This is a genomic window from Caballeronia pedi, from assembly GCF_001544915.2.
GTDB classification, from domain to species: domain Bacteria; phylum Pseudomonadota; class Gammaproteobacteria; order Burkholderiales; family Burkholderiaceae; genus Caballeronia; species Caballeronia pedi.
On sequence record NZ_FCOE02000005.1, the window covers coordinates 1 to 21,500 of the forward strand.

20 protein-coding genes and 1 pseudogene are annotated in these 21,500 nt (G+C 64.2%); 14 read left to right on the plus strand and 7 right to left on the minus strand.

Translation table 11 applies throughout. From position 1 onward, the window contains the following. Together AWB80_RS09155 and AWB80_RS09160 are read left to right on the plus strand one after the other, a co-directional pair. A pseudogene (locus AWB80_RS09155) lies at positions 1-231 on the plus strand (shikimate dehydrogenase); the annotation flags it as partial. Positions 232-503: 272 nt separating this feature from the next. Further along, positions 504-968: a hypothetical protein gene (locus tag AWB80_RS09160; RefSeq protein WP_061174340.1), complete on the plus strand. Its 465-nt coding sequence runs from the start codon at positions 504-506 to the stop codon at positions 966-968. Here the strand turns inward: AWB80_RS09160 and AWB80_RS09165 are convergent. Further along, positions 935-2,077, minus strand: a complete 1,143-nt coding sequence (locus tag AWB80_RS09165; RefSeq protein WP_244206454.1) for a glycosyltransferase family 9 protein — start codon at positions 2,075-2,077, stop codon at positions 935-937. The genes AWB80_RS09160 and AWB80_RS09165 overlap by 34 nt on opposite strands. Before the next feature lie 648 nt (positions 2,078-2,725). Between AWB80_RS09165 and AWB80_RS09170 the strand changes: the two genes are divergently transcribed. Next, a complete protein-coding gene (locus AWB80_RS09170; protein ID WP_061174342.1) occupies positions 2,726-3,616 on the plus strand; it encodes an alpha/beta fold hydrolase in 891 nt (296 codons plus the stop codon). 108 nt (positions 3,617-3,724) lie between these two features. Beyond that, the gene (locus AWB80_RS09175; protein ID WP_061174343.1) at positions 3,725-4,207 is read left to right on the plus strand and encodes a hypothetical protein; all 483 of its coding nucleotides are present in this window, start codon (positions 3,725-3,727) and stop codon (positions 4,205-4,207) included. On the opposite strand, the gene AWB80_RS09180 is transcribed toward AWB80_RS09175, so the two are convergent. Then, positions 4,201-5,550 (minus strand): MFS transporter, encoded by a 1,350-nt coding sequence (locus tag AWB80_RS09180; RefSeq protein WP_061174344.1) that lies wholly within the window; start codon positions 5,548-5,550, stop codon positions 4,201-4,203. The two genes, AWB80_RS09175 and AWB80_RS09180, sit on opposite strands and share 7 nt — an antisense overlap. A 105-nt stretch (positions 5,551-5,655) precedes the next feature. Beyond that, positions 5,656-6,615 carry an MBL fold metallo-hydrolase gene (locus tag AWB80_RS09185; protein WP_061174345.1) on the minus strand — a complete coding sequence of 320 codons (960 nt, stop codon included), beginning with the start codon at positions 6,613-6,615 and terminating at the stop codon, positions 5,656-5,658. 174 nt (positions 6,616-6,789) lie between these two features. On the opposite strand from AWB80_RS09185, the gene AWB80_RS45545 reads away from it, so the two are divergent. Both AWB80_RS45545 and AWB80_RS45550 read left to right on the plus strand, forming a co-directional pair. Next, positions 6,790-7,554 carry an IclR family transcriptional regulator gene (locus tag AWB80_RS45545; RefSeq protein WP_061174346.1) on the plus strand — a complete coding sequence of 255 codons (765 nt, stop codon included), beginning with the start codon at positions 6,790-6,792 and terminating at the stop codon, positions 7,552-7,554. After that, positions 7,551-8,363 (plus strand): IclR family transcriptional regulator, encoded by an 813-nt coding sequence (locus AWB80_RS45550; protein ID WP_061174347.1) that lies wholly within the window; start codon positions 7,551-7,553, stop codon positions 8,361-8,363. Before AWB80_RS45545 ends, AWB80_RS45550 begins: the two co-directional genes overlap by 4 nt. On the opposite strand, the gene pdxY is transcribed toward AWB80_RS45550, so the two are convergent. Further along, positions 8,360-9,241 (minus strand): pyridoxal kinase PdxY, encoded by an 882-nt coding sequence (pdxY, locus tag AWB80_RS09200; RefSeq protein WP_061174642.1) that lies wholly within the window; start codon positions 9,239-9,241, stop codon positions 8,360-8,362. The two genes, AWB80_RS45550 and pdxY, sit on opposite strands and share 4 nt — an antisense overlap. A 475-nt stretch (positions 9,242-9,716) precedes the next feature. Here pdxY and glgC point away from each other — a divergent pair, with 475 nt between their 5' ends. From glgC to AWB80_RS09215, 3 genes are read left to right on the plus strand one after another with little or no spacing between them, the layout of a single operon-like run. Further along, positions 9,717-10,988, plus strand: a complete 1,272-nt coding sequence (gene glgC, locus AWB80_RS09205) for a glucose-1-phosphate adenylyltransferase (RefSeq protein ID WP_061174348.1) — start codon at positions 9,717-9,719, stop codon at positions 10,986-10,988. A 45-nt stretch (positions 10,989-11,033) separates the two neighbouring features. Next, a complete protein-coding gene (glgA, locus tag AWB80_RS09210) occupies positions 11,034-12,497 on the plus strand; it encodes a glycogen synthase GlgA (protein ID WP_061174349.1) in 1,464 nt (487 codons plus the stop codon). Positions 12,498-12,506: 9 nt separating this feature from the next. After that, on the plus strand, positions 12,507-13,943 hold the full coding sequence (locus tag AWB80_RS09215; protein ID WP_061174350.1) for a dihydrolipoyl dehydrogenase: 1,437 nt from the start codon (positions 12,507-12,509) through the stop codon (positions 13,941-13,943). Between the two features lie 69 nt (positions 13,944-14,012). On the opposite strand, the gene AWB80_RS09220 is transcribed toward AWB80_RS09215, so the two are convergent. The 3 genes from AWB80_RS09220 to AWB80_RS09230 all read right to left on the minus strand — a co-directional run bounded on the left by AWB80_RS09220 (position 14,013) and on the right by AWB80_RS09230 (position 17,081). Further along, complete coding sequence (locus AWB80_RS09220; RefSeq protein WP_061174351.1) at positions 14,013-14,369, minus strand: hypothetical protein; 357 nt, start codon at positions 14,367-14,369, stop codon at positions 14,013-14,015. 266 nt (positions 14,370-14,635) lie between these two features. After that, positions 14,636-15,532 (minus strand): 3-hydroxyisobutyrate dehydrogenase, encoded by an 897-nt coding sequence (gene mmsB / locus AWB80_RS09225; RefSeq protein ID WP_061174352.1) that lies wholly within the window; start codon positions 15,530-15,532, stop codon positions 14,636-14,638. A 16-nt stretch (positions 15,533-15,548) separates the two neighbouring features. Next, positions 15,549-17,081: a CoA-acylating methylmalonate-semialdehyde dehydrogenase gene (locus AWB80_RS09230; protein ID WP_061174353.1), complete on the minus strand. Its 1,533-nt coding sequence runs from the start codon at positions 17,079-17,081 to the stop codon at positions 15,549-15,551. Positions 17,082-17,284: 203 nt separating this feature from the next. Between AWB80_RS09230 and AWB80_RS09235 the strand changes: the two genes are divergently transcribed. The 5 genes from AWB80_RS09235 (at position 17,285) to corA (ending at position 21,479) form a co-directional block, all read left to right on the plus strand. Continuing rightward, positions 17,285-18,259, plus strand: a complete 975-nt coding sequence (locus tag AWB80_RS09235; protein ID WP_061174354.1) for a LysR family transcriptional regulator — start codon at positions 17,285-17,287, stop codon at positions 18,257-18,259. A gap of 258 nt (positions 18,260-18,517) precedes the next feature. Then, positions 18,518-19,498 (plus strand): M23 family metallopeptidase, encoded by a 981-nt coding sequence (locus tag AWB80_RS09240; protein ID WP_061174355.1) that lies wholly within the window; start codon positions 18,518-18,520, stop codon positions 19,496-19,498. After that, positions 19,485-19,850 (plus strand): hypothetical protein, encoded by a 366-nt coding sequence (locus AWB80_RS09245; protein WP_061174356.1) that lies wholly within the window; start codon positions 19,485-19,487, stop codon positions 19,848-19,850. The genes AWB80_RS09240 and AWB80_RS09245 overlap by 14 nt, the downstream gene beginning before the upstream one ends. Before the next feature lie 46 nt (positions 19,851-19,896). Next, entirely contained in the window at positions 19,897-20,334 is a 438-nt protein-coding gene (locus AWB80_RS09250; protein ID WP_061174357.1) for a bactofilin family protein, read from the plus strand. A gap of 167 nt (positions 20,335-20,501) precedes the next feature. Continuing rightward, positions 20,502-21,479: a magnesium/cobalt transporter CorA gene (gene corA, locus AWB80_RS09255; RefSeq protein ID WP_061174358.1), complete on the plus strand. Its 978-nt coding sequence runs from the start codon at positions 20,502-20,504 to the stop codon at positions 21,477-21,479. Positions 21,480-21,500 lie beyond the last annotated feature (21 nt).

A 21,500-nucleotide genomic window follows, 5' to 3' on the forward strand; every position in this document is an offset into this window, starting at 1 on the left:
ACCTACGACCTCATCGTGAATGCATCGCCGGCGGGCATGCGTGCCGGCGATCCGCTGCCGATCGACGTCTCGCGCCTGCCCGCGACGACATTCGTCGGCGATGTGGTGACCAAGCCGCCGCTGACGCCGTTCATCGAAGCGGCCCGCGCGCGCGGCTGCACGACCGTCACCGGCACGCAAATGTTCGGCCGCGTGTGCGACGCGATTGTCGCGTATCTGCTGAAGGACTGACGGCGCAGGGCCTTTTGTCGCGGAATGAATCAGAGCAATCTGGTTCAAACCCGACGCGCGTTCATTCAAGATTCTGGCCGCGCATTTGCATCCCTCGTGAAGCGCGCCGGACCGCTGGCTTAAAACGCATCGCCGACAAACGCCGTCCTTTCCAGGGCGGCGTTTTTTTCGCGACGATGCCAGCCATGCCGGTGTGAGCGCGCGCTCGATCGATCGTCGCGCTCGCTTAGAGGGCCCATGAAACGCGTGCAGGCGCACGCAAGAGGCCTGGAATGAAATCGGATCGAAAAACAATTCAACGCGCGGCGCGAGCAAGCGTCGCGGCTATCGCACTGGCCATGCTCGCGGCATGCGCGACCGGACCGGGCGCATCGGCGCCATTGCCGGCGGACAGCACGCTCGCGACCGGGCGCATCGTCGGCAAGCAATATCTGACGACGGTGTCGACCCCGGCGGCGGCGTCGTCCGGACCGACCGTCGGCGTGGGCGGCGGCGGGATCGGCGGCAATGGCTGGAATGGCGGCGGCGCTGGCGTGGGCCTGGGTTTCGATCTGACGAGCCTGTTCCAGAAAAGCCCGGAGCAGATGACGAAGGTCTACCGCTACAGCGTGCTGATGAAAGACGGCTCGAAACGCGACGTCGACAGCCCGCTCGATCTCAGCGACGGCGCGTGCGTGACGACGATCGATTCGAGCCAGCCCGGCTATCCGAGACTGACGGGCGCCGACGCCTGCTGATGTTCCGGCGCGGCGCGTCCGATGAGCCATCCGGACAGCGCCGCGGCGACGCGGTCCACCACGGGCGTCCAGTCGCCCGGCGCGCGCTGGCGCACCAACCGCACCGAGTCGTACCACGGCTGCGTTTCATCTTCGCCCCAACACCAGTGCGACACGCGATCGATCATCGCGAGCACCGGCTTGCCGAGCGCGCCGCCCAGATGCAACGGCGAGCTGTCGACGGTCACCAGCACGTCGAGCGCACTCAGGAGCGCGGCCGAATCGTGGAAGTGTTCGCCGTATTCCGGAACACCGACGATGCGCGCGCCGGCCGAGCGCATTGCGGCGATATCGGCTTCGCGGCCCGGCGCAACCGGATAGAACGCGACGTTCGGCAAATGCCACAGCGGCGCGAGTGCATCGACGGGTATGCTGCGCTGTGAATCGCGACGATGCGTCGGGCTGCCCGCCCACACGAGGCCGACGCGCAGCGCATTTCCGCCGTCCGACGCGAGCATGCGCCGCCACATGTCGATACGTCCCGGCGCGGCGTCGAGGTATGCGCGACCCTCGACGTGATGCGGCAACAGCCCGATCCACAGCGGCATGCTCATCATGGCGACGGTGTAATCGACCATGCCGAAATCATGCCCCTCGATTGCGACACAATCCGGCACGAAACGCCGGATCAGCGGATACAGCTGCGGGCGCACCGCCAGCAGCGCTTCGCCTCCGCTGCTTCGCACGCCTTGCGCAAACTGCGGAAAATAGCGCACGAACTGGATATCGTCACCCATACCGAGTTCGCTGTAGACCACGACACGCTTGCCATCGAGCGGCTCACCGCGCCAGCGCGGCCCGATCCGCTCCATGCGCGCGACGACGCCTTTTTCGCCGTGCGCCGAGCCGCCCAGCCGGCGATCGAAACGTGTCCAGCCTGTGCGCCACATGCCCCGGCGCAGTTCGAGATCGGCGAGGTCGACGGCGAGCCATTTTTCATCGGGCGCCTGTGCGAGCGCCGCGCGATACATCGCGTCCGCTTCGTCGTAACGCGATTGCTCCAGCAGATACATCGCGATTGCGCCGGTCACGCGGCCATCGTCGGGATGATGCAGCGCGGCCTCGCGCATGACGGCTTCCGCCGCCACGCTGTCATGACGTCGCCAGAGGCAATGACTCAATTGCCAGCGAAGTTCGAAATCGCTCGGGAAGCGCGGCAAAGCCTCGCGACAGAAACGTTCGAGCGCGGACCAGTCGCTCGAGTGGCGAAGTTCGAGTGCGCTGGAGAGAGCCTGCTCCGCATCGGATGAAGACGTGTCCGCTTGCGCCGCCGGCCGCAATGCGGATGGTTCAAAAGGCGTGGATGATTCAAAAAACTCATATATGAAGTGCTCGCTGAGTTTATAGCAATCCAGCGCGTGCGAACGCTCAAAGTGCGCACGATAATTCCGAAAAAAGAATCGTGGCGCCAGATATGGCGCCGCCGGCGTCGTCAATCAATTATTTCGTATTCCATACTATTTGCGAGATGATCTGCTGAAACGCAGTAATTCGAATCCGCGATTGTGTCCGGCGCAGCGTCTTGCCATACTGATCTGGATTTCTCGTCTCCTCGAGCGTCCGCTCTCTTCATTGGAGAGCCCACAAGCGGATGCGCTCTCGCCGCCTTTTTCAGGCGGCTTTTTTTACGCGCGCGGCCTATTACCTCTGGCGTAATTGTCCCGCTCACGTCCTCCTGCGACGATGCAGTCACACTGTTCATCGACAAGGAGACGGACATGCCTGTAAATCGACATCGCGCCCACGCAGAGATCGCCCGGCCGGGTTTCATCGCGACCACCGACGGCGTCGAGCTGTTTTATCGCGACTGGCAACCCGAGCGCGCGGCAGGCAACGGCGGCACCATCGTGTTCGTCCCGAGCTATTCGCTGCCGGGCGACATGTGGGCGTATCAGATGTTGCCGCTCACGCACGCGGGCTTTCGTTGCGTCGCGTACGACCGGCGCGGCCACGGCCGGTCGAGCGATCCTGGCGGCGGCTACGACTACGACACCCTCGCCGACGATCTCGCCGCCCTCATCGACGCGCTCGATCTGTCGGACATTACGCTGGTCGGCTATTCGATGGGCGGCGCCGAAGCCGTGCGCTATCTGACGCGTCACGGCAGCACGCGCGTCGCGCGCCTCGTGCTGATCGCGTCGACCTTGCCGATGCTCGCGAAAACGCCTGACAATCCCGATGGCATCGACCGCGTGTATGCCGAAGCGTTCCAGCAGGATTTGCTGTCCGACTATCCGCAATGGCTCGCCGAAAATGCGCGGCCATTCGCCGGGCCGGGCGCGTCGCAGGCAATGATCGACTGGATCAGGGAAATGGCGTTGCGCACTTCGCATCAGGCGCTTTTCGCGTGCAACGAAACGGTGAATCATGGCGATTTCCGCAATGAACTACGCGATATCGAGGTGCCGACGCTCGTCGTGCAAGGCGACCGCGATGTGTCCAATCCGCTGGAGCTGACCTCGCGACGCACAGCGCGGCTGATTCCGAACGCGCGGCTTCTCGTCTACGAAGGCGCGCCGCACGGCATCTTTCTGAGCGATGCGGCGCGGCTGACGGCGGATATCGGCGCGTTCGCGTCGGATGTCTGTCGGATTAGCGCTGAGTCATGACGCGTTTGAAAACACTCATATCAATACACTCTGCAAGAATCCCGGCACACAAGCACTGCGAACCGACATCGACGCACCACCCTCCCACGCCCACCGGAGCATACAGCGATGATCTTCCACGCCTCCATCCCCGCCAACGATCCAAAGCACGTCGCGCATGTGCTGGCCGAACTGTGGGACGGCTTCGCCGCGCCCTTCTCGCCGTTCCCCGACGCGTGGATGGCGGTCGCGGGCGACGAGCGCGGCAGCATCATCGAGGTCTATCCGAGCGACCAGGTGATCACGCCGGGCGGCGGCCATGAAGACAGCGTGAGCTACGGCGCGGACACGTTCAAGCGCCCGCAGTACAGCGCGTTCCACATGGCCATCGCGACGAAGCTGAGCAGCGACGAAGTCATCGCGATCGGCGAACGCGAGGGCTGGCGCGCGGTGCGCTGCACACGCGGCGCAAACTTCTTTCACGTGATCGAGTTCTGGATCGAAAACTCGACCATGCTCGAATTCCTCACACCCGAAATGCAGGCCGAGTATCTCGCCTTCGCGACACCCGAAAACTTCAAGGCGATGGCGGCCGCCGCCGTGCCTCAGTGAGCGCTTTCGGTTGAGGACGGATCGCGTTTCAGCCCGAACATCAGCGCGGCGCCGCTCGCGAAGAGCAGCAACGCAAGCAGGTGCACGGCGAGATCCATGCTGCCGGTGGCTGTGCGAATCTGGCCGATCACCCACGGACTCACGATGCCGCTCGTGATCCCGATACTGCTGATGAACGCGATGCCCGCCGCCGCCGTGTTGCCCGGCAGGTGGCTCGCGGGCACGGCCCAGAAGATCGGCAGCGCGGCGAAAATCAGCGTTGCGGCAAGCGAGAGGATCGCGAGCATCATTGGGAAGCTGGGAAAATGCAGCGTAAGCGCCGCGAGCGCGATGCCGCCGCCGATCGTGCAGCACGCGAAGTGCTTGCGCCGCTCGGCGACGCGATCCGAGTGGCGCGCGATTACAATCAGCCCGACCGCGCCGATCGCGTTCGGCACGACGGTGTAGAGGCTGACGGACATCACGTCGGTGATGCCGAAGTCGCGGATCATCAGCGGCATCCAGAAGCTCAGCGTCAGCGATGCGCACGTCAGCGAAAAATAGATGAACGCGAAGAGATAGACGCGCGGGTTGCGCAGCGCGTCGAGCAGGCCGCGAGGATCGTGCGAAGCGGCGTTATCGCTCGTTTGCGCGCACAGCGCGACGAGCCGGTCCTGCTCGGCTTGCGTGAGCCAGCGGGCGTCGCGCGGCGCATCGACGAGCAGGCGCAACGCGATCAGGCCGAGCAGCACCGCCGGCGCGCCCTCGATCGCGAACATCCACTGCCAGCCGTAGAGGCCCATGACGCCCGCCATGTCGCGCATGATCCAGCCGGACACCAGTCCGCCGAACACGCCCGCCACGGCCACGCCCGCGAAGAACACCGACATCACCCCCGCGCGCCGCTGCGCCGGAAACCAGTAGGTCAGATACAGCACGATGCCGGGAAAGAAACCCGCCTCGAACACGCCGAGCAGAAAGCGCAGCAGATAGAAATGCCCCGGCGTCGATACGAACATCATGCCCACCGACGCCGCGCCCCACAGCAGCATGATGCGCGTGAAGGTGCGGCGCGCGCCGAACTTCGCCAGCAGCAGATTGCTCGGCACCTCGAACAGCACGTAACCGACATAGAACACAGCGGCGCCGAGACCGTACATGGCGTCGGAAAAGCCGAGATCGTGCTTCATCTGCAATTGCGCGAAGCCGATATTGATCCGGTCGAGAAACGACACCACGTAGCACAGAAACAGAAACGGAATAATGCGCCACGCGACTTTGCGCAGCAGCGCATCATCGGACAAGGCGTGCGCTTCCCCGGCGGCGCTCGGGCTGAGCGCCGCCGTGCTGATCGACTTCGACATGTCTCGCTCCAGATGGGCGTGAGAAGGCCGGCGTCTTGAGCGCGCCTTTTTGCCTGAAGAGATGAAGGAGCGGCGCGTTTCAGCACGCGCCGCGAGAGATGAGCGTCAGTCCTGCAATGCGGCCCACATGTCCTTGTCGCGCTCGGCCGTCCAGATGCGCGGATGGCTGATGCCGCTCGCTTCGTCGTAGGCGCGCGACACGTCGAACGGCAGGCAATGCTCGTAGATGAAGACGTGGCCGAACTTCGGGTCCATCGACTTGCGGGTGAGCGCCATCGAGCCCTTCAGATCGAGCTTTTCGGCGACGGCGTCCTTGCCGGCCTGAAGCAGCGTCGTGACGAAGTCCTTCGTGTAATCGAGACCCTTGTCCACTTCCTCAGGCGACAGCAGCGCCGGGCCGCGTCCCGGCACGAGCTTGTCGGCCTTCAGCGCGCGCAACGCTTCGAGCGTCGCGGGCCATTGCGCGAGTTGCGCATCGCCGCAGTAGCAGGCGGCGTCGTATTCGACGAGATCGCCCGAGAACAGCACCTTCTGCGACGGCAGCCACACGACCGTGTCGCCCTTCGTGTGACCCGCGCCGAGATGCGCGATCTTCACTTCGAGCTTGCCGAGAAAGAGCGTGATTTCCTTTTCGAAGACGAGCGTCGGCCACGTGAGGCCCGGCACCGTCTCGACGCCGGCGAACAGGCGCGGGAAGCGTTCGATCTCCGATTTCATGTCCTGCTCGCCGCGCTCGACGATCATTTCATACGTGCCGCGGCTCGCGATGACCTGCTGCGCGCCTTCCGCGAAATACGCCGACGCGCCGAGCACGCGCACCGCGTGGTAATGCGACAGCACGACGTATTTGATCGGCTTGTCGGTAACGCTGCGGATTTTCGCGATGAGATCCTGCGCCATCGCGGGCGTGGCGGTCGTATCGACGATCAGCACGCCGTCGTCGCCGATGATCACGCCGGAGTTCGGGTCGCCCTCCGCCGTGTACGCGTAGGCGTTTTCGGAGAGTTGCGTGAAAGTGATCTTCTTCTCTTCCAGATCGGCCTGCGATGCAAATGCCTTTGCCATGGTCGTGTCTCGCTTCCATTCTCGTGGGGATGGGTAGATGATCGGCGCGAGGCCGATTTTTGTCAACAGCAAGCGTGTTTGCTATTTACAAATTACGGGTAAATACTGAATCGCTACATCCGATGATTCCGGCTCGGCTAACATTTGCGCTTCGACCACATTCGCGGAGTCCTCTTGGCTCGTCCCGTCCCTGCCACGCCTGAAGAAAAAAAACAGCGCGGCATTCAGAGCGTCGAAGTCGGCGCGCGATTGCTCGATGCGCTCGCCGCACGCCGCGAGCCGCTCGCATTGAGCGCACTCGCCGATGCGGCCGGCTTGTCGAGCGCCCAGGCGCATACCTATCTCGTGAGCCTCACGCGTCTCGGGCTCGTCAAGCGCGACGCGCTCACCGGCAACTACGAGCCGGGTCCACTTTCGCTCAGGCTCGGTCTATTGAATCTAGAACATCAGCCCGCGTATCGTGCGGCCGCGCCGCGTGTTTCGGCGCTGGCGCTCGCGACGGGCATGAGCGTCGCGGTCAGCGTCGCCGGGCCGCAGGGGCCGACCATCGTGCGCTACGAGCGCGGCGGTCATCCGCTGCATGTGAATCTGCACGTCGGCACGGTGATGTCGCTCTCCGCGACATCGACGGGACGCGTGTTCCGCGCGTTCGACGACGCATCGCGCGTCGCCGCGATGCTCGCGCATCAGCAGGAAACTGATGCGCCCGGCATGGCCGCGCGCATCGACGAGATCCGTGCGCGCGGCATCGAACGCAGCGTCGATGCGCCGAGTCCCGGCGTCAGCAGCATGAGCGTGCCGGTGTTCGACGGCGCGCGGCGCATGCAGCTCGCGCTCACCGCCATCGGCCCGAGCGGCCTGTGCGCCGTGGACTGGGACGGGCCGCTCGCGCGCGCATTGCACGACGCCGCGCGCGACATCACCGGACTGCTTTCATGACGATGTTCGAGGAAGACGCCAAGCCGCAGCGCGGCATCAACGCGCTCGACGCGACCGGCGATCTGTTGCGCGCGCTCGTCGCGGCGGGCCGGCCGCTCACGCTGCGCGATCTCGCCGCCGCGGCCGGCATGCCGCCCGCGAAGGCGTTCGCGCATCTGGTGAGTCTCGTGAAGGTCGGGCTGCTCGCGCGCGACGACGCCGGACTGTTCCACGCGGGCACGCTCGCCCGCGAACTCGGGCTGATCGCCTTGCAGCGCCTTTCGCCGATCCGCGACGCCGAAGCGGAAATCGTCGCGCTGGCGGCGAGCACGTCGATGACGGTCGCCGCGGCCGCGCTCGGACCACTAGGCCCGACCGTGATCCGGCTGGAGGAATCGGCGCGGCCGCAGCACGTGAGCTTGCGCATCGGCACGGCGATGTCGCTCGTCAATACCGCCATCGGACGCGTGTACGCCGCGCATCTCCCCGCCGACATGCTGGCGAGCCTGATGGCGCAGGACGGCATCCGCCTCGCGGGCGCGCAGCCCGATGCGGCCGCCGACACCGCGTTTCGCGCCCGGCTCGATGAAATCAGGGCGCGCGGTCTCGATACGGCGCTCGACGCGCCAGTGCCCGGCATCCATACACTGGCCGCGCCAGTGTTCGATCACACCGGCAGCGTATGTCTCGTGATCGCGCTGATCGGCTCGGCGGGCGGCTTCGACAGCGCCGCCGATGGCCCGCTCGCCCGCGCACTGCTCGCGGCGACGCGGCGTCTATCCTGGCGTTTCGGGCTGATGGAAGCCGACGAGCGGACAGAAGCAGGCTAGCCGCCCCTGACGATCTCCGTGCCGGTGACGCGGATCGCGGGGAAACGATCGGTCGGCTTCGCGATTTCGTCCTGCGAAGCGACGATTTCCAGCTCGTAGCGCCCGGCGTCATAGGTCGCCTTGACGACGGCATTGACCGCCGCGAGCGTGTGTTCGAGCGCGTTGCGCATCGAGTCGCCCAGCAACGTGCGCGCGACGAACACGGCGCTCGTCAGGTCGCCGACGCCCACCGGCTGCCGCGCGAACGGATAGAGCGGACGTTGCGCGAACCATGCTTCATGGGGCGACACGGCGAGCATATTGAAGGTGTCGGCGCGGCTGTTGCGATCGAGCAGATGCTTCACGAGCACCATGCGCGGGCCGCGCCCGATCACTTCCCGGCACGCATCGACGGCTTCTTCCACCGTTTCGAGCGTGCGTCCGACGAGCTTTTCCAGTTCGACGTGATTGGGCATCAATGCGTCGGCGACTTCGGGCATGGTGGTGACGAGGAAATCCTCGATGCCGGGTGCGACCGTGCAGCCGCCCGTCTGACCCATGACCGGATCGCAGAAAAACAGCGCGCGCGGGTTCACGGCCTTCACCATCTTCACGATCTCGACCACCGCGCGGCCCTGCTCGGGCGCACCGAGATAACCCGAAAGCACCGCATTGCAGCGCCCGAGCACACCGATCGCGCCGATGCCCTCGATCACGTTCTGCAGCTCGTCGGCGTCGAACGCGCTGCCGGTCCAGCGGCCGTATTGCGTGTGATTGGAGAACTGCACCGTGTTGAGCGGCCAGACATTGACGCCGAGACGCCGCATCGGAAAGACCGCTGCGCTGTTGCCCGCATGGCCGAACACCACATGCGACTGAATGCTCAGGACGTTGTTCATGTTCTGATTCCCGATTGATCGTGTCCGGTCAGGTGAAACGTTTGTCGCGCGCTTGTCGTGCGAGACGGTCGTGCAGCGCAGCGCGACGGCCGCCCGGCGAAGAACGCCGGTGGACGCCGCCTGCGGGCGCGCGGGAGCCGCGCATGCCTCGTATTGTGCCGTGCCTCGACGCACTGCGGCATGGCCCGCCCGATATAAATTGCGCAGACGCGCTGAATCGCGGTGCGAGATCGACAGAAGTCCGAAAAGGTCGCGCGAGCGCAACACCCAAGATGCCATCGGGCTCACATGCAGCACGCTCGTGCGCGTTCGGCACGCGGCTTGCTCACGTTGTCATCCACAAAAAAACGGCCGACTTCAGCACACGGATTCGAATGCGCGCCGGATAATGCTCCAGTCACGCATACATGGAAGGCATACGAGGACGAATACACGGCAAGACACCAATAGTCGCAGGTCAAATCAGGAGGCTGACATGGAGACGCTTAAGAATCGCACCGATTTGCAGAAGTCGACCCTCGCAATCGTTCTTGCCGGCGGGCGCGGCACCCGTCTCGGCCCACTCACCGACAAGCGTGTGAAGCCGGCCGTCCACTTTGGCGGCAAGTACCGCATCATCGATTTCGCGCTGTCCAACTGCCTCAATTCCGGCATCCGCCGCATCGCCGTCGTCACGCAATACAAGGCGCATTCGCTCATCCGCCACCTGCAGCGCGGCTGGGGCTTCCTGCGCGGCGAGTTCAACGAGTTCATCGATATCTGGCCGGCGCAGCAGCGCGTGGATTCGAGCTGGTATCGCGGCACCGCCGACGCCGTGTATCAGAACCTCGACATCGTCCGCTCGATCGGCGCGGAGTTCGTCGTCGTGCTGGCGGGCGATCACATCTACAAGATGGACTACACGCGCATGGTGCTCGACCATGTCGAGAGCGGCGCGGACTGCACGGTCGGCTGCATCGAGGTGCCGCGCATGGACGCGGTCGCGTTCGGCGTCATGCACGTCGATGAAAACCGCCGCGTGACCGATTTCCTCGAAAAGCCCGCCGATCCTCCCGCGATGCCCGGCAAGCCGGACGTGGCGCTCGCAAGCATGGGCATCTACGTGTTCAGCGCGAAGTATCTCTACGAGATGCTGCAGGAGAACATCGAGACGTCGAACACGGACCATGACTTCGGCAAGGACATCATTCCGCGCGTCGTCACGACGGGCAAGGCCATCGCGCATCCGTTCGGCATGTCGTGCGTGACCTCGAGCAGCGATCCGGACGCGCCCGCGTACTGGCGCGATGTCGGCACCGTCGACGCGTACTGGTCCGCGAATCTCGATCTGGCATCGACGATTCCGGAACTCGATCTGTACGACCGCAAATGGCCGATCTGGACCAATCAGGAACAACTGCCGCCCGGCAAGTTCGTGCGCGACCTGAACGGCCAGCAAGGTGCGATCACCAATCTGCTGGTGTGCGGCGGCTGCGTGATTTCGGGATCGCAGGTGTCGAAGTCGGTGTTTTCTTCGGCGGTGCGGGTGCACTCGTTCTGTAACATCAATGAGGCAGTCTTGTTGCCTCAGGTGACCGTCGGGCCGAGTTGCCGTCTGCAGCGCGTCGTGATCGACCGGGGCTGCACGGTGCCCGAAGGACTCGTGGTGGGCGAGGACCCGGACGACGACGCCGCGCGCTTCTTCCGCACCGAGTCGGGCGTGACGCTCATCACGCGCGATGCCCTGGCGCGTCTGTCCCAGCGTTAGACGCGCCGCCGCACCGGACCCATAAACCAGTCGACAGGAACGCCGATGACCGTATGCGTGCTGCATGCCGCAGCAGAAATGTTTCCGCTGTTGAAAACCGGCGGCCTCGCCGATGTCGTCGGCGCGCTGCCGCTCGCGCAATCGCAACTGGGCACGGATGCGCGCGTCGTGCTGCCGGGCTTTCCCGCCGTGCTGGCGGGGCTCGCGGACCTCGAACCCGTCGCCGATCTGGGCGGCGCGTTCGGCGCGGGCAACGTGAGACTCGAACGCGGTGTGCTGCCGCCGCACGGCGTAGTGGTCTACGTGGTGCGCGCGGACGTGTTCTACGACCGTCCCGGCAATCCCTATCTCGATGCCGCGCATCGCCCTTATGCCGATAACGACCGTCGCTTCGCGCTGCTCGGCTGGGCAGCGGCGCGTATCGCCACGGGCGCCGATCCAACGTGGAAACCGCATATCGTGCACGCGCACGACTGGCACGCTGGACTCGCGCCGGCGTATCTGCGCGCGTTCGAACGCGGCGGCGCGCCACGCACCGCAAGCGTGATCACCGTGCACAACCTCGCGTATCAGGGCACGTTCGCAGCGTCGGAGTTCGGCGCGCTGCAATTGCCGGGCGACTTCTACGCGGTCGAAGGCGTGGAGTTCTATGGCCTCGTCTCGTTTCTCAAGGCGGGCCTTTATTACGCCGACCGCATCACGACCGTCAGTCCGACCTACGCGCGCGAAATCCAGACGCAGGCGCACGGCGCGGGGCTGCACGGCCTGCTGCAGACGCGCACGCACGACATCACCGGCATTCTGAACGGCGTCGATTATTCGATCTGGAGTCCGTCGGTCGATGACTCCATCGCGGCGAAATACACCGCGTCGAAAGTCGCGGGCAAGTCGAAGTGCAAGGCCGCGCTGCAGGAGCGCATGGGACTCGCGCGCGACGACGACGCCCTGCTCTTCGGCGTCGTCAGCCGGCTGACCGAGCAGAAGGGGCTCGATCTGCTGCTCTCGGCCGTGCCCGATATCGTGCAGCGCGGCGGACAGCTCGTCGTGCTCGGCACCGGCGACCCGGCGCTCGAAACCGGCATGAAGAACGCGGCGGCGGCGCATCCGGGGGCGGTCGCGGTCGAACTCGGTTTCGACGAGACGTTGTCTCATTTGATCATCGCCGGCAGCGATATCGTGATGGTGCCCTCGCGCTTCGAGCCGTGCGGGCTCACGCAGCTCTACGCGCTCGCGTACGGCGCGCCGCCGCTCGTGCATCGCGTGGGCGGGCTGGCCGATACCGTCGTCGACAGTTCACTCGAAAATCTCGCCGACGAACTCGCGACCGGCTTCGTGTTCGATACCTTCGACCGCGCGGGGATCGTCGGCGCGATCCGGCGGGCGTTCGCCCTGAAAGCGCGCCGCACCGACTGGAAGGCCGTCGTCAAGCGCGCGATGGGTCAGAGCTTCAGCTGGGAAGCGGCCGCGCTGAGGTACGCGGAGGTGTATCAAGGGCTGACGGGCCGCTGAGGCAACCGAATGAATGAACTCAGGGTGGATGTGGCCGTGATCGGCGCGGGCACGGCGGGCATGGCCGCGTTTCGCGCGGCGCGGCTCGCGGGCGCGAATGCGGTGCTGATCGAGAGCGGCGAACTGGGCACGACCTGCGCGCGCGTCGGCTGCATGCCGTCGAAGTTGCTGCTCGCGGCAGCCAATGGCTTGCACGACGCCGGTGCGCTCGCGCCGCGCGGCATCGAAGGCACGCACGCGCTGGAAGCGAATTACGCGCATGTGCTCGATTACGTGCGGCGCGAGCGCGATCACTTCGTCAGGGGCGTGCTCGAAGAAGTCGAAGCGCTGCCGGGCGGCCTGCTTGTGCGCGGACAGGCGCGCTTCGAGGCGCCGACGCGGCTCGTCGTCGGCGGCGACACGCGCATCGAAGTGAAGAGCGTCGTGATCGCGACGGGCGCCGCGCCGGCCGTGCCCGATCAACTAAGAGTGTTCGGCGACAGGCTCATCACGAGCGACGATCTGTTCGAGTTGCGCACGCTGCCGAGGCGCATCGCCGTGTTCGGCGCGGGACCGATCGCGCTGGAACTCGGGCAGGCGCTCGCGCGGCTCGATGTCGAAGTCTTCATGTTCGGCAAAGGCGGCCGCGTCGCGGGCCTCACCGACAAACCCGTGCGCGATGCGCTCGCCGCGGCGCTCGCCGACGAGTTCTATTTCGATCCCGACGCCAGGTTCGACGAACTGTCGCTCGAAGACGGCCAGCCGACGCTGCGCTTCACATCGCCGGATGGCATGAAGCATGTCGAACGCGTCGATCTCGTGCTCGCCGCGACGGGCCGCGCGCCGAATCTGAAGCCGCTCGCGCTCGACAAGGCCGGCATCGAACTGAACGAAAAAGGCGTGCCGCTCTTCGACGAAACCACGATGCAATGCGGCCAGAGCGCGGTTTTCATCGCCGGCGATTGCGACGGCACGCGTCCCTGGCTGCACGACGCAGCCGACGAAGGCAAGCTCGCCGGCGACAACGCCGCGCGCTTTCCGGACGTGCAGGCGGTCAGGCGCAAGGTACCCTTCGCGATCGTGTTCAGCGAACCGCAGGCGGTGATGGTGGGCGCCTCGTACGACGATCTCGACACGCAGATGACGGTGACCGGCGAGGCGTCATTCGAGAATCAGGGACGCAGCCGCGTGATGCGGCAGAATCGCGGCCTGCTGCATGTCTATGCCGATGCAAAAACCGGCAAGCTGCGCGGCGCGCAAGGCTGCGGCCCGGCAATGGAGCATATCGGCCATCTGCTCGCGTGGGCGGTGCAACTCGAACTCACGCTGGACGAAACGCTCAAGCTGCCTTTCTATCATCCGGTGGTGGAAGAAGGCTTGCGCAGCGCATTGAAGGATGCGGACAGAAAATGCTACGAAAAGCGCTCGGAGACGCCGCCCGCTCTGGCGAGCGCGGCAGGTTGCTAGAAGAAAAGAAAACGCCGGTTGAACAACCGGCGTTTCATCTTTCGAATCAGATAAGCAAACCGTTACTGATCAGCTTCCGCTCAGTCCATATTGCAGTGCGAGATCGAAACCCAGCACCACCATCGAACAGAACAGACCCAGCGACAGATTCGCCAGCCGGTGGCCGACGTCCTTGTGCTTCGTCAGTACAGCGCCCGCGAGGAATGCGATTTCCACGATGATCTGCATGCAGAAGACGGCGATCATCAACGCGAACTCATAACCCATCGCATTGAAGTTCATGAAGTTGAAGCCGTTCACCGCAACCCACGACCCCACTCGCCAGACTTCGTATGCCAATAGCAGCAACGGGAAGAAATAGCTGGCGATATAAGTCGGCACCGTGGCGTGCCGCAGTTCCATATTTAAGTGACGTGTTACTTGCATCGCGTACTCCTCATCTGATTGCCCGAAGACGACGGGCGTTCTACCAGCACGGTGGCGCAACCGGGAGCGTTCTTTTTTTGAACGGCAGACGGGCGTCGTGCTTTCAGAATAGGACAATTTTCGGGAAAGCGAATCATCGTATTCCCGATGATCACGCCCAATAAGGAGTTACGCGACGCGTTGTGCAGTGCAACTGAATAAAGCAGTTATTTCGACCCTCAATTCGGCACGCGCGTGCGTGCCGAGTGATTATGTTGTCTGACTCTTTATTGGCCGGTTTGTTGCTTGGCGTACAACTTGATAATGCCTGAAAAATCGAGTCCGCCGAGGCCTTGCTGGCTCATCGACTGATACAACTGCTGTGCCAGCGCGCCCATGAAAACCGGCTGTTTCGCGCCACGCGCGGCATCGACGGCGAGGCCCAGATCCTTCAGCATCAAGTCCGCGCCGAAGCCACCCGAATAACCCCGTGACGCAGGCGCGGTTTCGACAATACCCGGATAGGGATTACACGTATCCGAACTCCAGCAACGTCCGGTGGAGGTATTGACGATACTCGCGAGTTTCGTCGGATCGATGCCGAGCGTTTCGCCGAGTTTCATCGCTTCAGCGACGCCGATCATGGAAATCCCCAATAACAGGTTATTGCAGATCTTCGCGATTTGACCCGTGCCGGTTTCGCCGCATCGCACCATATTCTTGCCCATGCCGGAGAGCACCGGACGCAGTGTCTCGAATAACGTTTCGTCCGCGCCCACCATGAAGGTCAGCGTGCCTGCCTGCGCGCCGACGACGCCGCCCGAAACCGGCGCATCCGCGAACGGATTGCCCTGCTTTCCCGCCGTTTCGCCGATGAGCCTCGCCGTGGCGGGATCGATCGTGCTGCTGTCGACGAGCGGTACGCCCTTCGCGACGCCGGCGAGCACGCCGTCATCGTTCAGATAGACCGCCTTGACGTGTTGCGCCGCGGGCAGCATCGTGATGACGACTTCCGCGCCCTCCGCCGCCGCGCGCGGCGACGCGGCGAGCGTCGCGCCCGCCGCCTTCGCCGCGTCGAGCGCGGCGGGCACCAGATCGAACGCCGTGACCGCGTGCCCCGCCTTCAGCAGATTGGCGGCCATCGGACCGCCCATGTGACCCAGGCCGACAAAACCTATCTTCATCGCCGTCTCCTCGTTCTTATCTCAGCGAGATGGTCGTGTTCACGCCGTCGTTGACGGTGGCGTCGTCGAACCAGCGCGCGGTGACTGTTTTCGTCTGCGTGTAGAACTGTACGACCTGCTTGCCGTACGGCCCGAGATCGCCGAGCTTCGAGCCGCGCGACCCCGTGAAGCTGAACGCGGGCACCGGCACCGGAATCGGAATGTTGATGCCCACCTGACCGATATCGATCTCGCTCTGGAACTTGCGCGCCGCCGCGCCGCTTTGCGTGAAGAGGCCGACGCCGTTGCCCATCGGATTGCGGTTGACGAGCGCGATGGCGTCGTCGAGCGTGTCGACTTCGACCACGCACAGCACCGGGCCGAAGATTTCGGTCTTGTAGACCGACATGTCGGTATTCACATTCGTGAACACCGTCGGGCCGATGAAGTTGCCGCTCTCGTAGCCCTTCACGTCGATATCGCGGCCATCGAGCGCGAGCGTCGCGCCCTCTTCCACGCCGCGCCCGATCAGGCCGAGAATCCGCTCCTTCGCCGTCTTGGAGACGACCGGGCCGACATCCGTATTCGGTTCGACGCCCGCGTTGACCTTGAGCGTCTTCGCGCGTTCGACAAGCTCTGGCACCCAGTCCTTCGACGCGCCCACGAACACCGCCACCGAGGTCGCCATGCAGCGCTGTCCCGCCGCGCCGAAACCCGCGCCCGCGAGCGCGTTGAGCGTCTGCTCCTTGTTCGCGTCGGGCAGCACGACGGCGTGATTCTTCGCGCCCATCATCGACTGCACGCGCTTGCCGTGCTGGCTCGCGAGGTTGTAGACGTGCGTGCCGACCGCCGTCGAGCCGACGAACGAGATCGCCTTGATATCGGGATGCGTGCAGATCGCGTCGACGACTTCCTTGCCGCCGTGCACGACGTTCAGCACGCCCGGCGGCACGCCTGCTTCGATCGCGAGTTCGACGAGTTCCATCGTCGAAAGCGGGTCCTGTTCGGACGGCTTCAGCACGAAGGTGTTGCCGCAGACGATCGCCATCGGGAACATCCACAGCGGGATCATCGCGGGAAAGTTGAACGGCGTGATGCCCGCGCAGACGCCGATCGGCTGACGCAGCGTGTAGGTATCCACACCGCCCGCGACGTTCTCGGAGAATTCGCCTTGCTGCAAGGTGCTGATCGAGCACGCATGCTCGACGACTTCGAGGCCGCGAAAGATGTCGCCTTCGGCGTCGGCGAGGGTCTTGCCCTGCTCGGCCGTCAACGTCTGCGCGATGCGCTTCTGGTTCTGGCGCACCAGATCCTGGAATTTGAGCATCAGCCGCATGCGCGCGCCGAGCGGCGTCGTGCGCCAGGTCTGAAACGCCTTGTGCGCAGCGGCGACGGCGGCGTTCACTTCGTCGGTCGTCGCGAACGGCACACGGCCGACCACTTCCTGCGTCGCGGGATTGACGATGTCGCGCCATTCGGTCGTCTTCGAATCGACGAACTGGCCGTCGATGAGCAGTTTGGCCGTACGGACGGACGCACTCTGCGCCGGATGTTCAGCAGCGATATTCACGAGTCACTCCTTGTCTGAAAAATTGCAAACGCGAAGGTTGGGATGAGAGGCGAAGACGCGCGGACAGGACGCCGGTTCGGCGCCGTGGGGAAAGGGCATGTCGTCTCCGTTTATAAGAAATCGGCCTGCATTGCTGCACGCTCGTTTCCTTGAGTATAGTTATGCAAAAGTCCATCATGGCACTATAAAAACACCCGATCGATATGCAAAAAAACGCCATACCAACCGGAAAGTTCGATCTCGCCCGGCTCAACTGGGACGATTTGCGCTTCTTCCTCGAAGTCGCGCGCACACAGCGCGCGAGCGGCGCCGCCAAGCGCCTGGGCGTCGATTACACGACGGTCGCGCGGCGCGTGCGCGCGCTCGAGGACGCGCTCGGCACGCTTCTGTTCGACAAGTCGCGCAGCGGCGGATTCATTCTGACCGCCGAAGGCCAGCGCCTGCTCGGCTTCGTCGATTCGATCGAAACCACGGTGCAGTCCGCGACCGAACAGATCGCCAATACGGGACACGCGCTGTCGGGGCATGTTCGCGTTGGTTCGACGGAGGGTTTCGGCTGCTTCTTTCTCGCGCCACAGCTCGCGCGCTTTCAGGATGCGCACCCGAATATCTCCATCGACTTGTTGCCGGTGCCGCATTTCGTGAGCCTGTCGAAGCGTGAAGCGGATATCGCCGTGACGCTGGAGCGGCCCGAGCAAGGCCAGTATGTCTATACGAAGCTGTGCGAATACCGGCTCAAACTCTACGCGACCGCCGAATATCTCGACGCCCACGAACCGATCCGCACGAGCGACGATCTGCGGCATCATCGTTTCGCGAGCTATATCGACGATCTCGCGTTCAGCTACGAACTGCTGTATCTCGAACGCGCGGTGCCGGGCGCGGTGTCGCGCTGGCGCAGCACGAGCGCGATCGCGCAATACTTTGCGGCGCTGCAGGGCCGCGCGCTCGCGATCCTGCCGTGCTTCATGACGTCGCCCGATCCGCGCTTCGTGGCGGTGTTGCCGGATGAGATCGTCGTGACGCGCGCCTTTTATCTCTCCTGCCGCGAGGATCTGCGCAAGCTGAAGCGCATCACGGCGGTATGGGACTATCTGCGCGCGGCGGCCGAAGCGAACCGCGCCTTTCTGATGGGCGATGGCACGCAGATGGAATGGGTCCACGTCAAGCCATCCTGATTAATCAGCACCGATTTTGACAACACCGACAACGCAAACGTGTTAGGCGCGAATGCGTATCCACACAACACAAAATTTGACTCGAATAATTCGTGGAATTTTGCTTCGATGTCCTGCTGAAACGTCAACGGCGCGCCAAGCATCCGGCATAATCGCCGGCCAGTTTCATTGCTTTGCCGTGGAGAGCGCGGCGCACTCCATTCCCGTGATTTCTCTTATTATTTTTTCCGTCGGCCTGACAAGCCGCCGCGTGCGCTGATGGCTTTCGTCATCTGGTCACGGCGCACCATGTCGCGCCAGCGCATCCGTTTCGTCGAAGCGCGCACGGCGCGCGCGATCGCCATCATCTGCGCCATTACGTTGCTGGTGGCGGCGCTGGCGCTCGGCATCGCGATCGGCACGATGTTCGCCCGCAGTCATCTCGGCGAGGAACAGGCGCTGATGTCGCGCCGCTCGTACGAGATCGAGGAACTCGGGCGTCTGCGCGCCGCAGTGATCGAACTGACGCCGCGCGTCGAAGGGTTGTCCGCGCAGGTATACGAGCTGCACGATTTCGACGACCGTCTGAAGGCCGCGCGCGGCGTGGGCGGCAGCACCGGCGTGCACGACGTCCCGCCGCTGCCCGACACCGAGGAGCCAGCGGCGTCGCTCGACGGCGCGGGCGGCCCGGCGCTGCCGCCGCGGCTGTGCGACATCGAGCGCGCTGACCGCGGCACGCCCCGCCAGCGTCTGAAGGGCACGCAGCGCATCATCGACTGCCTGAACGACGAGGTGTCCCAGTTGCAGACGCAGACGCTCGCGCACTACGCCGCGTATATGGCGTTTCCCGGTCGCAATCCCGCGCCCGGTGCGCGTAGCGGCTCGCCCTATGGCAACCGTCTCGATCCGTTCACCGGGCATCTCAGCTTTCATCCCGGCCTCGATCTCGTCGCGCCGACCGGCACGCCGATTCTCGCCAGCGCGGGCGGACGCGTCATTCAGGCCGGCGAGCGCAACGGCTATGGCTTCGCGGTGGATGTCCGCCACAGCAACGGCATGGTGACGCGCTACGGACATGCATCGCGCATTCTCGTGAAGGCCGGCGACTACGTGATGCCCGGACAGGAGATCGCGGAAGTCGGCTCGACCGGGCGCTCCACGGGCCCGCATCTGCATTTCGAAGTGATCGTCGACGGCGCGCAGATCAATCCATCGTCCTATCTCGCGCTTTTCAAGCGCAAGCCCAATGCGCAAAGTTGACTCGAAGCGGCTGTCGCTGCAACTCACTCGCCAGTCCTATTCGCTCACGCCCAAACGCGGCGCGGGCATCTGGCTCGGCCTGATCGCGGCCGTATGCGCGATCGCCGCGCTCGGCGCCGCGGGCTTCGCGCTCAAGCGCTCGCATGAGGACGTGCGCAAGTTCGACGCGCTCTGCGCGCCGCCCGCCTCGGAACAGACGCTGCGCGACCAGCTCGCGCATGCGCAACTCGCACTCGAACAGGAAGCGGCAAGCCGCGCGTCGCTCGAACAGCGCGTGAAGGACAGCAGCGCCGAAATCCAGCGCCTGAAGACCGACCTCGCCTTTCTCACGAAACAGCACAAACCCGATTGAGCGCGCGCTCTTCGCGCAACCCTTTACCGCATCGCAAGGACTCGACATGTTTTCATCGAAGAAAGGAACATCCAACGGCGTCAAGATGGCGAAGCTCGCGACGCTCGTCGCGCATAACGTCCATATCTCGGGCGATCTCGAGTTCAGCGAGGGCTTGCGCATGGACGGACAGGTCACGGGCAACGTCACCGGCCGCCCCGGCGAAGAGACGCTGCTCGTCGTCAGCGATCAGGGCGCGATTCGCGGCAACGTGAACGCGTACAACGTCATCATCAACGGCTGCGTGACCGGGGATGTGACCGTCGCGCATTTCGTCGAACTTCAGTCCAACGCGCGCGTGCTCGGCAATATCTTTTATCAGCAGTTGCGCATGGATATCGGCGCGACGGTCGAAGGCAAGCTCACCCGGATCGATACGCAGTCCGCGCATATCCCGACGCTGCCCGCGCCGCCCGAATACAGCATCGATCTCGCCTCGAACTGACGGCGGTCAACGAGCGGCGCGTGATCGGCGCTCGTTGGCAACAGTGCGCCTATCCAGCTAAGATTCGATAGATGGAGGCCACGCGCTCGCGCCCCAAGCGAATCGCGACTTCGAGCGCCCATCGACGCGTGGCCGGTGACATCGAAAACATAACAAGGGCGCCCCCCATGCTGGTCAATTGCGCGGCTTATCAAAACGGCCGAAAGCTCGCGGACGTCGATATCGACGAGATCAACTCGTATCGCGACATGCCCGACTCTTTCATTTGGGTTGCACTGAAGGAGCCCGGTCCCGGCGAACTCGCGCACATGACGCAGCAGTTCGGTCTGCACGAGCTGGCCGTGGAGGATGCGCAGCACGGTCATCAGCGTCCGAAGATCGAGGAATACGGCGATTCGCTGTTCGCGGTCTTTCACACGGTAGAGTTCGATGAAGAGGGCGATGTGCTGGTCGGCGAGATGAACGTGTTCGTCGGCCGTAACTATGTGCTCTCGGTGCGCAACCGCACGACGCAAGGCTTTCAGGAAGTGCGCAAGCGCTGCGAACGCGAACCGCATCTGCTCAAGCACGGGCCGGCCTTCGTGATGTATGCGCTGCTCGATGCCGTCGTCGACCGATACTTCCCCGTGCTGGAGACGCTCGGCGCGGAAGTGGACGAAGTGGAAGAACGCATCTTCGAACAGAAGGGCTCGGTGGAGTCGCGCGAGATCATCGAGGATCTGTATTCGCTCAAGCGCCGCATGACGATCCTGCAGCACCACACGGCGCCGTTGCTCGAAGCTGTCAGCAAACTGTATGGCGGACGCTCGCCCGGCGTGTGCTCGGGCATGCAGGAATATTTCCGCGACGTGTATGACCATTTGCTGCGCATCGTGAAGACCATCGAGGGACGGCGCGAAATGATCGTCACGGCGATTCAGGTGAATCTCGGCCTGATCGCGCTCGCGGAAAGCGAAGTGACCAAGCGTCTCGGCTCGTTCGCCGCCCTCTTCGCCGTGCCGACGATGATCGCCGGCATCTACGGGATGAACTTCAAATCGATTCCGGAGCTCGACTGGGTCTACGGCTATCCGACCTGTCTCGCGGTGATGGTTGTCGTCGATCTGGTGCTTTACTGGCGTTTCAGGAAGGCGGGATGGCTGTAGTCCCGCCCGCTTTCGTGAAAC